9 protein-coding genes are annotated in these 14,741 nt (G+C 41.1%); 4 read left to right on the forward strand and 5 right to left on the reverse strand.

The window, feature by feature from the left end:
* Positions 1–2 precede the first annotated feature (2 nt).
* Positions 3–3,140, reverse strand: coding sequence for a SusC/RagA family TonB-linked outer membrane protein (locus PQO05_RS17075; RefSeq protein ID WP_273628639.1), 3,138 nt, complete (start codon positions 3,138–3,140; stop codon positions 3–5).
* Between the two features lie 709 nt (positions 3,141–3,849).
* Here PQO05_RS17075 and PQO05_RS17080 point away from each other — a divergent pair.
* The 4 genes from PQO05_RS17080 to PQO05_RS17095 all read left to right on the forward strand — a co-directional run bounded on the left by PQO05_RS17080 (position 3,850) and on the right by PQO05_RS17095 (position 10,470).
* Positions 3,850–4,386, forward strand: a complete 537-nt coding sequence (locus PQO05_RS17080; RefSeq protein ID WP_273628640.1) for a sigma-70 family RNA polymerase sigma factor — start codon at positions 3,850–3,852, stop codon at positions 4,384–4,386.
* Positions 4,387–4,424: 38 nt separating this feature from the next.
* Positions 4,425–5,444: a FecR family protein gene (locus PQO05_RS17085; RefSeq protein ID WP_273628641.1), complete on the forward strand. Its 1,020-nt coding sequence runs from the start codon at positions 4,425–4,427 to the stop codon at positions 5,442–5,444.
* Positions 5,445–5,577: 133 nt separating this feature from the next.
* Entirely contained in the window at positions 5,578–8,862 is a 3,285-nt protein-coding gene (locus PQO05_RS17090; RefSeq protein WP_273628642.1) for a SusC/RagA family TonB-linked outer membrane protein, read from the forward strand.
* 9 nt (positions 8,863–8,871) lie between these two features.
* The gene (locus PQO05_RS17095; protein WP_273628643.1) at positions 8,872–10,470 is read left to right on the forward strand and encodes a SusD/RagB family nutrient-binding outer membrane lipoprotein; all 1,599 of its coding nucleotides are present in this window, start codon (positions 8,872–8,874) and stop codon (positions 10,468–10,470) included.
* Positions 10,471–10,503: 33 nt separating this feature from the next.
* Here PQO05_RS17095 and PQO05_RS17100 read toward each other — a convergent pair whose 3' ends face one another.
* The 4 genes from PQO05_RS17100 to PQO05_RS17115 form a co-directional block, all read right to left on the reverse strand.
* A complete protein-coding gene (locus tag PQO05_RS17100) occupies positions 10,504–11,820 on the reverse strand; it encodes a neutral/alkaline non-lysosomal ceramidase N-terminal domain-containing protein (protein WP_273628644.1) in 1,317 nt (438 codons plus the stop codon).
* Positions 11,821–12,019: 199 nt separating this feature from the next.
* Positions 12,020–12,643 (reverse strand): hypothetical protein, encoded by a 624-nt coding sequence (locus tag PQO05_RS17105; RefSeq protein WP_273628645.1) that lies wholly within the window; start codon positions 12,641–12,643, stop codon positions 12,020–12,022.
* Between the two features lie 161 nt (positions 12,644–12,804).
* Entirely contained in the window at positions 12,805–14,112 is a 1,308-nt protein-coding gene (locus PQO05_RS17110; protein WP_273628646.1) for a hypothetical protein, read from the reverse strand.
* A gap of 47 nt (positions 14,113–14,159) precedes the next feature.
* Complete coding sequence (locus PQO05_RS17115; protein WP_273628647.1) at positions 14,160–14,708, reverse strand: PH domain-containing protein; 549 nt, start codon at positions 14,706–14,708, stop codon at positions 14,160–14,162.
* Positions 14,709–14,741: the final 33 nt, after the last annotated feature.

Raw genomic sequence — 14,741 nt, forward strand, 5'->3', positions numbered from 1 at the left:
CATTAGAAAGTAACATTCAGGTTAAGACCGATATTACGTGTAGCCGGCTGGTTAAATATGTCGATACCGCTTAAACCGTTACCGGTAGACATTGACAATTCAGGATCAAATGGTGCTTTTTTGTAGAAATACAGCAGGTTTCTGCCTACAACTGACAATCTCAGGTTTTTAACAACTTTGTTATCAATAGGGAAAGTATATCCAAATGATGCCTCACGCAAACGTACTACAGTAGCGCTGTACATGTACATCTCAGAAACACCCTGACGGCCGCCAATACTGGTATACCATGTTTTGGCATTTACTGTTGATACAGGTGCGCCTGTTGTTGCATTTACGCCGTTAACGCTAACACCACCACTATTCCTGGCATCGCCGGTAGTTTTTGATACACCGTACTGATCCATAATGGCTTGGGTTTCCGACAATACTTGTCCGCCAAATTTGCCATCAACTAATACGCTTAAATTGAAGTTTTTGTAGTTGAATGTGTTATTCCATCCAGCTGAGAATTTAGGTGTTGGGTTACCTATTTTGTTAAAGCCGTTGTTAGTTTGAGGCGTACCATCATCATTTAATAAGATACGGCCTGAAGCATCGCGTTTTACAGTATAGCCATAAATATCGCCATAAGAACCACCTTTAGCCAGGATAGATTCGTAGTTGGTATTAGCGTTGCTTGTTAAAATAAACTGGTTGATACCGTCTTTGCTATCTACATCAAGGATTTTATTGATGTTTCTGCTGGCATTAACAGATGAGTTCCATTTAAACTTACCGTTGTTGATGATGTTATATCCGATTAAAAACTCGAAACCTTTGTTTTCAACCTCGCCTGCATTAATGTAACCAACGCTATAGCCGGTTGCTACAGAAGGCGTAACCTGTACAAACTGGTTACGGGTGTTTGATTTGTAGTAGTTGAATGACAGGTTCAGATCGTCATTAAAGAAACGTACATCAGCACCAAATTCATAGGTTTTTGTTCTTTCTGGTTTCAATGTACCGAAAGGTGCAACTGTACTTAATACTACTGAACCTGTTGCATCTAAATAGTTAACCGGATTGGTTACGTACTGTGGTACGGTGTTACCAACTTCGGCATAGTTACCTCTTACTTTAGCATAGCTGATAAATGCAGGTAGTTTCAACACCTGATTAAGCAATACTGATAAACCGGCAGATGGATAAAAATAAGAACCGTTAGGTGTATAAGAAAGGTTTGAAGACCAGTCGTTTCTTGCGGTTAAGTTTAAGAATAACCACTCTTTGTACGATAAGTTTACGTTACCGTAAAGAGATTGTAATTGATTGTGGCTTAATGGCAATGTTGATGCGTTACTGTTTGTACCGCTAACAATTGTATTTTGCGCTATAAATAAGTTGGGAGTAGATAAACCTAAACCTGCGCCAAGATTGGTACCAACAACTTTCGAATCGGTAATGCTACCGCCTGCTATACCATCAATTTTAATCGGGCCGCTCATTGGCACTTTAAATGTCAATAACGCATCACCGTATTTTTGCTCCTGGGTTTGGTTATTTAAGATAAACTGTCCGTTTGGTTTTGATAAGGTAGCCTGTGTACCCGAGTACAGGTCCTGTTCGTAGCTATCGGCAGAACGGTCGAAGTTACCTCTTACCTGGAAGCTTAACCAATTCGTAAAATCATATTTCACACTACCGTTAAATAAGAAACGATCGCGGTTTAAGAAGTTAGGGTTACGGTTGGCAATCCACCACGGGTTTTGCTGAAGATCTTCACTAACATCCCAGTTTTGTCTCGCATAACCGGTTTGATTAGCAAACTCGTATTGGTTTTTATAAGGGGTAATGTCCATCCCTCTTGGAAACAAATACAAACCTGTTAACGGGTTAAAATACAAACCTAAAGCAGGTGTATTTTTAATACGCTGGCTAATGTAGTTAACATTACCATCAACGGTAAGCTTATTGTTTAAAAACTTACCCGTTTCGCGTAGGTTAAAGTTATTTCTGCTTAACTCATTGGTTGGCTCAACACCATTGGCGCGGGTGTTTGCATAAGAAAAATAAGTTTGTGCAACTTCATTTCCGCCCGAAAGGTTAATTGAGTTTGTCCAGTTATAACCTGTTCTGAAATAGGCATCCAGGTTATCCTGAGAAGCGCCTGAGGTTTTGGCTCCCCAGCTATCGTTAGCAGTTGCTGTAGTTCTACCGTAGTCATTTTGGAACTCTGGCTTATAGGCAATATTGCTAAGCTGATAAGATGAGTTGTAGTTAATTTGTGTTTTACCGGCTTTACCTTTTTTAGTGGTAATTAAGATAACACCATTTGCACCCTGGCTACCATACAATGCCGAAGCAGCAGCGCCTTTTAAAACGCTCATGCTTTCGATATCGTCGGGGTTAAGGTTGCTGATACCATCACCGTTATCAACACTTGTAGAACCACCGAATGGGTTATTAGGCTGGCCTGTTGCAGTTCCGCTACCAGCAGTGCTGTTTAAGCCAGCATTGTTGGTCATCGGGATACCATCAATAACATATAGTGGCTGGTTGTTACCTGAAAAAGATTTATTACCACGCAAAATAACTTTGGCAGATCCACCAACACCTGATGCGCTTGGCGTAATGGTAACACCCGGAACTTTTCCGTTCAGGCTGTTTACCAGGTTATCGCTTTTTGCTCTGGTTAACTCATCGCCCGATACTTGTTGTGCGCTATAAGTAAGTGATTTCTCCGAACGTTTTATACCAAATGCAGTTACCACAACTTCCTGTAAGCTTTTCTCATCGCTTAACAACACAACGTTTAATGCGGTGCCATCGCCTACCGGTACTTCCTGCGTTTTGTAGCCGATGTAGCTAAATACAAGCACGTCGCCTGCTTTGGTTGATAAGCTAAATTTACCTTGGGTATCTGTTTGTGTACCGTTGGTTGTGCCTTTAACGGTAACACTTACACCGATAAGCGGTAAACCGCCGTTGTCGCGCACGGTGCCCTGCACAGCGGCAGCCCCTACTGTTTTAGTAAACGCAACCACATTAGCCTTTGTTAAAGATCTCGCAACATCTGCAGATTTTGCCATCTGCGTTGATGCAAAAGCACCTGCAGAAGCAAAAACCAGCAAACATGTTAGATGTAATGGTTTTTTCATACTCATTAATTGATTTATTAGATTTTCGTTGATTTAGTTTATACCATGTGCTTACACATGGCATGGTTTAGAGTATAGAGCCACAGCCACAAAAAATTGCCTACAACAATTTTTATTTTTTTACAGTGGGGTAATTTTGGCTTTACATGAGGGCATGTCAGGAATCTTTAGCCGGGTTAATTTATACCCCTTATTAATGTGAGATGTGATAGCACTGTCATTGCATTCCCCTAAATTAGGGGAACACTACAGCAAGTGCTCTTTGCAGAGAAATTCATAAGGGGTAAAATTTTGATGATAATATTTATGGGATCTCCAAAATGTTACCACAAAAAAGGCCGGGGAGACTCAATCCCCGGCCACAACTAAAAATCCAATACTCAGTTTAAATGTCCTTTAAACTCATTAAACATGTGAGACCTGAAATACCCGGCTGCGAACCGTGCACCTCATTATAATACTAAAGCCAGCGCAGCGTTAAATTGCCTACAGGAAATTTTATTTTTATAAAAACTTAACTCATATTTGATTTTATTAACCACTTTACTACCTTGCAAAACCATTTTAGCAAAAACACCTACTTGTAAAACATCCCTGAAAATTGAAGCCGGACGTAACAGAGCTTTGGAGCAAAATTTGTAATAACGACGATATAAAAGCCTTTGAAAGCTTCTATTATACGTTGTTTAACAAGCTCATACGCTTTTGTATGTATTATGTAGACCAGCGTGAACCTGCCGAAGAAATTGTATCTGAAGTATTTGTACGCTGCTGGAACAACCGGAAATCATTAACCCATATCGAGTTTCCGGAAACGTATTTGTTTGTTGCGGTTAAAAATCAATCGCTAAAGCACTGCAAAAAATTCTCGGGTATTCACCTGGTGGAGATCGAGAGTACGCACGAAGTACAAATGGTAGATCTGGCCGACCCTGCCAGGAAACTGGAGTTAAAGGAACTGCACCACCGTTTGGATACTGCCATTGATACGCTGCCCAACCAGTCGAGAATGGTTTTTAAGATGATTAAGGAGAATGGCTTAAAATACAAGGAGGTTGCAGATATTTTGGACATCTCGCCCCGCACTGTACAGACCCAACTTTTCAGGGCAATTGCCAAGCTTAGAACCATTCTGCATGCCGATCAATTACCCGGCAGCAAATCTACTCACGTCGATAAATTACTCTCCCTGGTGGTATTTTTAAACTTTGTCTATTATTTTACTATAGCTTGTAGGCATTTTTAAAATAAAAGGGATTATCCTATATTGTACGAATTACACTAATGATCGAAGACCGCTTTACAGAATTGCTGGCCAAAAAGCTAACAGGCGAAATATCTCCCGAAGAATCTCAGGAGTTTAACAGCCTGTTGATCAGCAATGAAGGCTATCGTAAAGAGTATGAATCATTAAAAACTTACTGGCAGCAAGATGAGGAACCTCAAAACAACATAGCCGGTATTTTTGAAGATATTAAAAGAAGAACCGACATTCACGAACGTGAAGAGCAGGAAAAAGTAAAAATTTATCAGCTTAAAAAACAAAATAACTGGCTACGTGGCGTTGCCGCAACTGCAGCAGTATTGTTGTTATCATTCGGCGCTTATAAACTGTTAAATAAAAACACCTCTGCAACAGCTTATGCTGCTTTAAAGCAATTGCATACCCCAAGCCGCATTACATCGCACCTGATACTGGCCGATGGTACGCAGGTCACCCTTAACTCAGAATCGAGCATTAAATATCCGGCTTCGTTTGATGGTAAAACCCGTGAAGTTTATTTAAATGGCGAAGCTTATTTCGATGTAAAGCACGATGCGCAGCATCCATTTATTGTACATACCTCAAAATTTAACATTAGGGTACTGGGTACTGCTTTCGATGTAAAGAGCTACGATAACGATGCGGTTAAAGAAGCTACTTTAATTCGCGGAAGCATCAGGGTTACTTTTCCAAACCAACCCAACACTGCAGTAATGCTGAAACCAACTGATAAACTGTTAATGCAAAACGACCAATATCAGCTTACCAAACAAACTTATTACAACCAGCCCGGCGGCGATATTGTTGAAACAGCCTGGTTAAGCAATAAGTTAAGCTTTAAGAATCAGCCGTTTGACCAATTAGCCAACACACTTTCACGCAGATTTGGCATTGCAATAAAGTTTGATAATAACAACCTGAAAAATTCTACCTTTACCGGCGATTACGACAGAGAAGATTTAAACCAGGTATTATTATCACTTCAAACCGTTAAGCCTTTCCATTACCGGATAAAGGGTAACAGTGTAGTGATATATTAACCGCCATACCATTAAAAATCCTTTTAAGGGTTATATTGGTCCGATTATATTTAAACTAAGTGTGGGAGTTAGGCAATTTAGCTTTGGCAGCAATACTGTTAGGGTAATACATCTATTTATCATTGCTTTGGCGATGGTTGTTTTAAGCCTGCCTGCTTATGCGCAAACAAAGGTGTCCTTATCATTGCGCCGTGCAACGTTCGAGGAGTTTCTCAACGCCATTAAACAGCAAACCAATTACCGCTTTGTTTACAGCCCTGCCGACTTACCCAACAAACAAATCAGCCTAAAAGTTAAAAACCAGGAAGCTTTATCTGTATTGGATAAACAATTTACCGGTACCGATTATACATACACCCTGCTTGCCGATAACCTGATTGCCGTTAGCCCCCGCAACCTCAATACAAATAAAATTACCATTAGCGGAATTATAATCAATAGTGAGGGTATTGCTATGCAGGGTGTTTCTATCACCTTACCCAGTAGTAAAAACGGTACGGTTACAGATGAGAAAGGGCAATTCTCAATCAGTGTTCTCCCGGGTCAAAAGTTGATCATCTCACATATTGGCTACAAAAGCCAGGATATAGCATTGCAACTAAGCATTGGCCATTTGATTATTGCATTGGAACAAAACCTCAACCAGCTAAATGAAATTGTAGTTACCGCCCTAAACATCGGCAAAGAAGACCGGAAAGTAGGTTACGCTGTAAGCACGATTAACGGTGATGATATTACCCGTGCCCGCGAAGCCAATATGGTGATGGATTTAGAGGGCAAAGTAGCAGGCTTAAATATCAGCGGGGTTTATGGCGGGCCTTCCTCCTCTTCACGGATCTTACTGCGCGGTGCGACCAGTATGAATGCGGGTTCGCCGTTAGTAATTTTAAATGGTGTGCCTATTGATAACACCCAACGCGGCAGTGCAAACGAATACGGTGGTGCAGATTACGGCGATGGTATCAGTAACTTAAATCCCGATGATATTGATAAACTTACCGTTTTGAAGGGCTCTGCGGCTTCGGCCCTGTATGGTGCAAGGGCTGCCAATGGCGTGATCATTGTAACCACTAAAACTGCTAAAAAGAATACGGGAATTGCAGTTGAATATAACATGAACCTGTCGTACGATAAGGCAGTGAACAATACCGATTTTCAATATGTATACGGGCAGGGTATACAAAACAAACGGCCAAATGACCTGGAAAACGCCATTGCATCGAGCCTCTCGAGCTGGGGTGAAAAACTGGATGGCCAGCCGAGCGTGCAACTAAATGGCACAACTCAACCTTATGTAGCTGTAAAAGATAATGTGCAGCAGTTTTATCGCGCCGGCCCATCATTCACCAATACCGTTGCCGTGAGCGGAGGTAATGATAAGGGAATTTTTCGTCTGTCAGCATCCAATCTTAGTTACGAATCAGTGTTGCCTAATAGCGGCCTTAACCGTAAAACCATCAATTTAAATACCGGGTACGATATTACACCGCGCCTTAACGTAAGTTTTTACGGCAACTATGTTTACGAGCTCGGCAAAAACAGATCATACCTGAGCGATGGGCCGATGAACGCAAATTACGGTATCGAGTTTCTGGCTACCAGTGCGCAACAGGCTTTATTAAAACCTGGCTTCGACCCTCAAACTGGTGTTGAAACAACCTGGAATAGCGATGAATATAAAACCAACCCATACTTTGTAATTAACAAACAGGTTGATAATTCAACCCGCAACCGTTTTATAACCTCTACTGTTGCCCGGTATAAAATTGCCGACCGTACTTATTTACAGGCACGTTTCGGCTACGATATAAGCAATGATAACCTGCTTAATGTTTTACCTACCGGCACAGCATTTACTATTAACCAGCAAGGCACACTTAACGATAAAATTAACAGCCAAACTTACGAGCTCAATACCGATCTACTTTTCACTACAAACAGAAATATAACCAAAGATCTAAGCTTCGATTTTTCGGCAGGGGGCAATTTCCGTAAACGATACCAGGATCAATTGGTTTACAGCGGCTCGCAGTTCATTATACCTTATGTGTACGAAATATCAAACCTGGCCAGTATTACTTCAACCCATAATATTTACCAGCTGGTTACAGAATCGGCTTACTATACTGCCGATTTAAATTTTAAGCGTTATTTAAACCTCTCCATAACCGGGCGCGATGATGTTTACTCTACCCTGCCCTCCAACAATCGTAACATCTTTGTGCCGGGTGTTTCAGGTAGCTTTATATTTTCAGACCTTGTTCATTTACCAGCTGTTGAGTATGGTAAACTGCGCATGAGCTTTGCCAAAACCAGCGGCGAGCCTGGCCAGCCTTACACTACGCAAACCTATTTTACACCCGGCGACCCTATCAATAAAACACCTACCGGCGACTTTGGTCGTGATTTGCCCAACTATAACCTGAAACCATTTACCCTAAACGAGTTTGAAACAGGTATAAACCTCATGTTTTTAAATAACCGCTTAGGAATTGATGCCACTTATTTTCACCGTGTTACCAATAATGAGATTACAAATGCGGCACAGTCTGTTACAACCGGCTTTACTTCTGCGTATGTAAACCTGGGTAAGACATTGAACAAAGGCACCGAAATTGTGCTGACTGCTTTACCCGTTAAATGCCGCAATTTTAGCTGGAACATTACGTTGAATTATACGCACATTAAAAATACATTACTATCGATAGACGGCTCGAGCACCTACGTACTTACGGGTACCTACAGGCCGCTTAATGCCAATACAGCCATGGTAACAGGTAAATCCATCACCCAGATTATGGCTTACGATTATAAGCGCAATGCACAGGGACAAATTATTATTGATAACAACGGCATACCCGAGCGCGGAGATCTTAAACCTATGGGCGGCACCTTGCCAACTGATTTTGGCGGTATAACCAACACGTTCAGATACCGCAACTTCAGTCTGTCGTTTTTAGTTGATTTTAAATTGGGCAGTAAGATTCTATCGGCTACCGAGAACTACTCGTACACTTATGGCTTAAATAAAGCCACATTGGTGGGCAGGGAAACCGGTGTAGTGGCACAAGGCGTGCATGAAGATGGTACACCTAACACCATTAATGTGCCTGCTTATAATTATTACCCACAGCTGGCTTCCAATATTTCTGAGCTATCGGTTATTAATGGCAGCTTTATCAAATTCAGGCAGTTAACTTTGGGTTATACCATTATACCACATTCGGAAAAAACGCGTTTTATTCAGTCGATAGCCATTGATCTGGTTGGCAGAAACCTGTTTACTTTGCTTAAATATTCAAAGAATATCGACCCGGAATCTGAGTTTTCGCCCAACCTTACTTATGCAGGTATCGAGGGTGCTTCGCTCCCATCGGTACGCACATTGGGTGTAAACTTTAACATCAAATTCAGGTAGTATATGGCGATGAAAAACATTTATATCGTTTTCCTGATATGCAGTCTGTTTGTAATGGGTTGTACCAAAGCTCAGTTGGATAACATTAATACCGATCCAACCAAGTCAACCGCCGCCAATACCGATCCTAATATTTTACTTTCTAACGCACAGTTCAATTATTCGAACATCGGGTATTACCAATTGCTGTACGAGAGCACGATGATGCAACTCTTGTCATCAACCTATTACTACTATAACAACGGCGATAAATATATTAACGTAGCCAATTTTACTGATTACCAGGGCCGTGTTTTTGATGAAGGTTACGCCCAATCGTCAACCATACGCGAAATGCAGACGCTCGCCATGCAAAAGGATTCGGTAAAATACTCAAACCTTAATGCCGTAGGGGATATTATGTTTGTGCTGATATTACAACGCATTACCGACATGTATGGCGATGTCCCCTACTCACAAGCAGATAAAGCTACCGAGGGCATTAAATACCCTGTTTACGACCTGCAGCAGGATATTTATAACAGCATGTTAAATGATCTGAACCGCGCTGTAAATAAGCTCGATCCCAATAAATCACAACCTACAGCCGATTTATTTTACAACGGTGATATTAATAAGTGGAAGCGTTTAGGTTATTCACTAATGCTGCGCGTAGCTATGCGCTTAACCAAAGCCGACCCGGTAACGGCACAAAAATGGGCAGAGAAAGCAGCTGCCGGCGGCACATTTAATGATGTGAACGATAACGCCATTGTACTTACAGATGCCACCAATTATAAAAACCAGAATGGCACATCTATTGCCATGCGTAACGCATCAGATTACCGTGAGGTGCGCTGGAGTAAAACGTTGATCGATTTTCTGCGGAATACGAATGACCCACGGCTTGGTGTAATAGCCGAAGTTGCTAAAGATGGCTTAGCCAATAACAATAACCAAAATATGGCAGGCAATACAGACCCGGCCGTGCAAGCCGGTATGCCTAACGGATACGATTTACAAGGCGGTACTACAGACATTCGCACTTCTCCTAACTATCCGGGCGGCACAGGTACAGGTGGCGACTTTGCCCCCTTGGGTAAGTTTTCGCGCCCGCGTACATCGGTATATCTTAAACTGGGTGGCCCCAACATCATCATGACCTATGCCGAAACCGAACTACTACTTGCCGAAGCCAGTTTACGGGGATGGAATATAACAGGATCGGCGGCGCAACATTATGCCAATGGACTAAAAGGATCTTTGCAATCTATGGCCCAGATAGATACAGGGGCTGCCATCGCCGATGCTACTATAGGAACTTATATAAGCGCCCACCCGCTGAATATAAGCAGTACCAATGCCGCTTTAGAAATGATCAATAACCAATATTGGGCCACAACTGGTACCGATTTTAACTTTATTGAGGCTTGGTTTAACTGGAAAAGATCCGGCTACCCTAAGCTGATACCTATAAATTATCCGGGTAATGTTACCAATGGAACCATTCCACGCCGAATGATCTACCTATCTACCGAAATACTCAATAACCCTGATAACTATAAAGCTGCGGTTGCCCGCCTGCCCGGCGGTGATGTTTTAACAGGCCGTGTTTGGTGGGATAAATAACCCTTTTTAACCCACCAAACACAGCGTGTTAGTTTATTGTTTTGGTGGCTCTTGTCGCATCAATCCCGTCAGGTTATAATAGTTTTTCAGTTGCTGCGTCATGATGTTTTCACCGGCTCCTACTTCAATTAAATCATCGTTTTCATCGGCACCGTAGCCACCCAAGGCAGCAGATCTTACATCGGCAACATAACCCGGCCAATTGCCGCCGCTCCAGCTATAACCGAAAAAGAAGCCTTTTTTATCAGCCAGTTGCATGTGCTTTTTCCATTCCAGTTCAAACTGTACAAATAATTCGCCAGGGCATATTGCTATTGCAATCTGGTTATTTAGTATAAGTGTTGACAAATGAACATCATATTTGAGCGATTTATGATACCGGCCTGTAAACTGCAATGAATCAGTCACATATTTAATATCAGTCTGACCATCGAGTGGTGTAATGCTTTTGGCCAGTTTCAGCACTTCCCATGCCAATAGCTCGCCGGTTCTTTCCATTGGAGCATAATTGGTTTGCACAGCATCATTGGGGCCTGATCTGCGCGGACTAATTTGTAACGCCTCGATGTTACCTCCTGCGCCCTGTATGAAAAGGCAATTTACCTTATTGTTATAAGCTTCTTCTACCTTACGGCTCGCCACTCCGGGATAGTCGGCAGATATGGCGTAATTAAAACAAACAATATCGGCATGCATCGCATAATTCATAACCAGTGCACGGGTATTACCTTTCATGTCCTCTATCTTAATTACCCCCACTTCAGGGTCAACCGGACCAAAAGGGATACGGTCGGGGTTTTCAACCTTGTAATGAGCGTCGCCTATCCATGATTGTTTAGCGTGCCCATCTTCACGTACAATTAAGCGATTAAAACCAAGTTGCGGAAATGATCGTTGCCCTGCCCCTATCCTGGCTTCAAATAAATGGTTCACAGCCTCGCCAACAACCTTAATGATCTGATCTTCATAAAATGAATTGTACGGATTACCCTGAAAAGCCATTTTGTTGCCTACCTGAGGTTCTGAATGGGTGTGGGAAGAACACAGGATCAATTGTGTAAGTCCATATTTTTCCTTGCATATTTTTTCCAGCCTGTCGCTCGTAAAAATGGCGAGGTCAACAGATACAAAAGCAAGCCGTTTGCCATTTGCATCAAGCACCAGGCTACGGGCATATACCGAATCATGTATCGGTTCATTGGTTTTGGGCGTGATGTTGATTTTAGAGGTTCCGGCAAGCAACTTTCCATTTTCGGCAAAAGCTTTATCTAAAACGCAGCATAGGCTAACGCTGGTTACAAATAAAATCGCAAATAAGCGGAGAGTGATAGTAAGTAATTTTCTACACATAATTATTTAGGATTGGTTAATACGACTTGATATCGTTTTAACCACTAATTAAGTGTATGATATTAATTTAAGCTTAATAAGTTATTAATTGCCGTTTGTGGGAGATAATTGACTTTTAGTACCTCTAAGTTTTTTAAAAGAAAGTTATTGCATTGGGATTGCTAAACGCATACGAACAGACGCAATGGGTGTTTTCATATCAGAAAATTAGAATTAAAAAATGCAGAACAACGATAAAGGCAGTATATGCCAGGAAAAATTTATTATGCTGATACGCGCCTGCCGCTCCTATACAACATAGAATGGATAGTAAAAGTGAAGCAAATGTTAACGCTACGCCCCAATAAGTTTTATAGGCGTATAAGTATACATCCAGATAATAGCCTGTTGATGAATGGGGCTCATTTTTAAATTTTAGATAGATATACGGAATTTTGTAATCTTTAATACTAAGTTTCTCTTTATCCTGTTTAGGTATATAAAAGTCAACCTGTCTATCTGTTCTAGATTTTAGCACCGGATGCTCATAATATATATCCGGAATACTGTTAGCGGGAGCAGGTTCGTATATAAGCGCCCTGAGATTTGGTGCAATAACCCTGTTTAACCCAGAATAAGAACGGCTGAATATTGCCGGATACTGTTCAAGCATAAAAGCATCCTCTCTATCAGATCGTGCCCCGGCAGATTTTGAAATAAAATCTGCAATTGTACCTTCCTGCTTGATATTTTCCTTATCTACATGTACTACCTGTAAAATAAGATAGAAGAAAAAAAATAAAGGGATTAGTATAAATCCTGCTAAATAGAGATTATATCTCATCTTCTATGACGATGATGTATATTCGTTATGCCCCTGTTCGCTCTTCAAGTAATTTTAAATTATTGGCAGCTTCATTACTACCCAAATCGGCAGCCTACTATAATAACTATTACCCTTTTCATAAAGTTGATTATTAAAGACGCATCATTGCATGTAAATCATCAAGCCAGATCTGCGTAGATTGAGATGCCATTACCCATATCTTCGGCCATGGCATTTGCCAGATCCATCCTTGCCGCTTCTGAATATCCCGTTGCTATAAAGGGGAACAAAAAGGCCACTAAGCCCCCGCCTTTTACACCCAACTTTCCTAAACTTTTCATATTCTGGATTTTCACCGTATTAATGTCGGGTAAAACTTTGTTTAGGTCTCTCGGACGTACGACCTGGTTTCCGTCTTTCGAAGATTTGATCAAATTCTCCGAATACTTACCTTCTCTGATATTTTTTACTATCGCCTTGGCATCCTCATTTTTATACATTTCTCTCGGGTCTACCCCTTCTATCTTTTTTAGGTCACCGGCAAGCTGTGTTCCTTGTTTTAATTCGGTATAGTTTCCTTTAATGTCTTGAATATATTGCTTGCCGTTAAAAACAACAATCGTTTTTCCTTCAGCATCTTTGGCAAACCAACCGGTTTTTCCATCTACCTCCAGTATATCCGGGCTACCCAGATCTCCAGGTGTCATTGTAGCAGGATCTTTTGTATAACCAGGCATAATATCATTAGGATCAGCTTTATTTAAATCCTGATAATGCTGATTATCTTTCAATGAGTTTGACCGTATCAACTCTTTTTCTTCATAAGTACCAGCCGAAACAACCGCCATGGTACCCCCCATCCACATAAATATCTTTGTAACGCCCCAGGTTCCTGCTGCGGCAGCGCCCTCAGCAATGGCAAGTACAGCTCCTGCCCCGCCAAAGAATGAGGCGATAGTATTAAGTGTGGTTTCGCTGGCGTTATTAGCTTCAATTTTTTGTGCATATTTATTAGCTACAACCGAGCTAAAAATTGGAGATAAAACACCGCCGGCATCACAAACCAGCATTGAGTTATGCGTGATTGCCCGTTCCTGATTAAACCGTACGCTCAGATGCTCAACTTTCCAATTCCCTTTACCCAGCGCACCTGTACATTTGTGGTTTACCTGAGTTGCGTAATATGCCCCTACAGCCATAAGCCCTATACCCGCAGCTATAACCCACCCCACCGGGTTTGATAGCAATAACGCACCTACTATTAGCCCTGCGCCGAATGCCAGAAAACTCCACATCGCATTTTTAGGGCTTTTGCAGGGAAATTCAGCATTTACATTACGGTCAGCTATTGTCAGGAGTGTTCTTTCCTGATTTTTATTATAGAAAACACTTATCTGAGGTCTGGTATCTATAAACATCCTCGGTGAACTGTCCTTTGAAAAGGTACATATAGCGTTTACGTTTTTTGGAATATATGAGGCGCTCATTATCTATAAATTAATTGTTAAAATTGGCTCTTCTTATTAATAAAATTTTAGCTTGCTTTTGCATACCACTCTGCTCCAAGCTTTTGTAAGCTACGCGCAGTATTTTTTTTAATTAAGGTGAACTGTAATTCCCTTTTTGCAACAACTAAAAAGTTTCTTAACATTTGAGCTTTTTGTTTATCAACCTTTTCTGATATGTTAATATCTGTAAAGTCAATCTTTTTCCCATTTTTTAATAGTATTTGGATTGATATAAAAGATTTTTCTACCTGTTCGTAATTGTAACTATAAAAGCCGGCTACGTCTTTTTTCGGATATACCTCGGGATCTTTATCATCATACAGAACGTATAAAGAGTCCTTATCGAAATAAATAGTTACGGACTTTGAGAGAAATTTAATAACCGAAAGAACAATTAGCCCTGAGATGAAAAAAGTAAATATCAGGCCCAATACACCAAAGTATCTCATGCCCATTTCGCCATATAAAAAACATAATGGAACAACTATGATCAGCCCCAATAAATAATTTATATAATAAGGAAATGTAACCACCTTATTCAATAAAAACCGCTGTGTATATTGCTGCGTTTCCATAAGTATTTTAAATACGTTTACACCAATGGCAAC

The sequence above is a fragment of the Mucilaginibacter jinjuensis genome, assembly GCF_028596025.1.
Taxonomy (GTDB): domain Bacteria; phylum Bacteroidota; class Bacteroidia; order Sphingobacteriales; family Sphingobacteriaceae; genus Mucilaginibacter; species Mucilaginibacter jinjuensis.